The organism is Mesorhizobium sp. M7A.F.Ca.AU.002.02.1.1, from assembly GCF_003998535.1.
GTDB classification, from domain to species: domain Bacteria; phylum Pseudomonadota; class Alphaproteobacteria; order Rhizobiales; family Rhizobiaceae; genus Mesorhizobium; species Mesorhizobium ciceri.
The window spans coordinates 1-918 of the sequence record NZ_RZPB01001309.1 but is presented as its reverse complement, the minus strand read 5'-3'; the positions used below and the strand labels follow the sequence as shown (position 1 = coordinate 918).

Sequence of the window (918 nt, the reverse complement as noted above, 5' to 3'; positions counted from 1 at the left end):
GCTTGGGAACGCCTCCCGTCAGTTCGGCAACAGCCTTCTCGACCAGTCCGTCCCAGTTCGCCGTGGCGATGCTGGACGCACTGCCCTCGAGAACTAGAATGCCCATACATAGATGCTCGACATCGGGTTCGATGGCGGGGTTCGCGAAGGTGGCGGGGACGCCCACGCCGTCCCACAGCAAATAGTCATCGGCCTTGCCGGCAACGGTGACGTCGAGCAGCCGAGCATAATTGTTGGTCAGCCGCGCGACAATGGCGGCCTGGTCCGGCCAAGCGGCGAAGCCAAGGGTGAAATCGACCCTTGCCCATTCGTCGGCCGACAGCGGGGCGAGGCCGAGGGCACGCTTGAGGGCTATGTTATAGGGGCAGTTGGGGTTGGCCGGATCGCTCTGCTGGCGCAGAAACTCCATCACACGCACGATGATGTGCTTCAGGCCATCTACCCGTCCGAATGAGATGCCCGAACCAAGCCAAAAGGCATACTGGTCCTCGGCGATGCCCGTCGCGACGCTGCGAAAGGGACCATCGAGGATGTCGAGGGTTTGACGAACGGAAATCGTTGAAGCGCTTGGCGCAGCTGACATACTTTGGCTTTCGACGCGCGGATAGATAGTGACCGTAGAAGAGCATGGCGCGCGCGGCTAGATAGCGACACCGCCAAGTGGAACGCCATGCTCCGACAGCAGGCGCTATTTCGGCGTGTCAGCGGCCGGCACATCTGTGTTGAGCGTCGCTTGCAGCGTTTCGATGCGCGCGAGGATCTCGTCGAACGAATAAGATGTCTCGTCGAACATCATCGCCTGCATGGCCGAGTAGTCGGCGCGCAAATCTTTCAGGCGGTGCTGGGCGGGCATGAGGCGCAACGTGCCGGGGTGGGCGGTATCGTAGCTCGCCCAGCTCGATCGAAAGTACACGGCCT

The 918-nt window shown here is 61.7% G+C and carries 2 pseudogenes; both read right to left on the bottom strand.

Going from position 1 to position 918, the window contains the following annotated elements:
* Positions 1 to 583: pseudogene (locus tag EN879_RS37345) on the bottom strand (SIR2 family protein); the annotation flags it as partial.
* Positions 584 to 688: 105 nt separating this feature from the next.
* A pseudogene (locus EN879_RS39265) lies at positions 689 to 918 on the bottom strand (nucleotidyl transferase AbiEii/AbiGii toxin family protein); the annotation flags it as partial.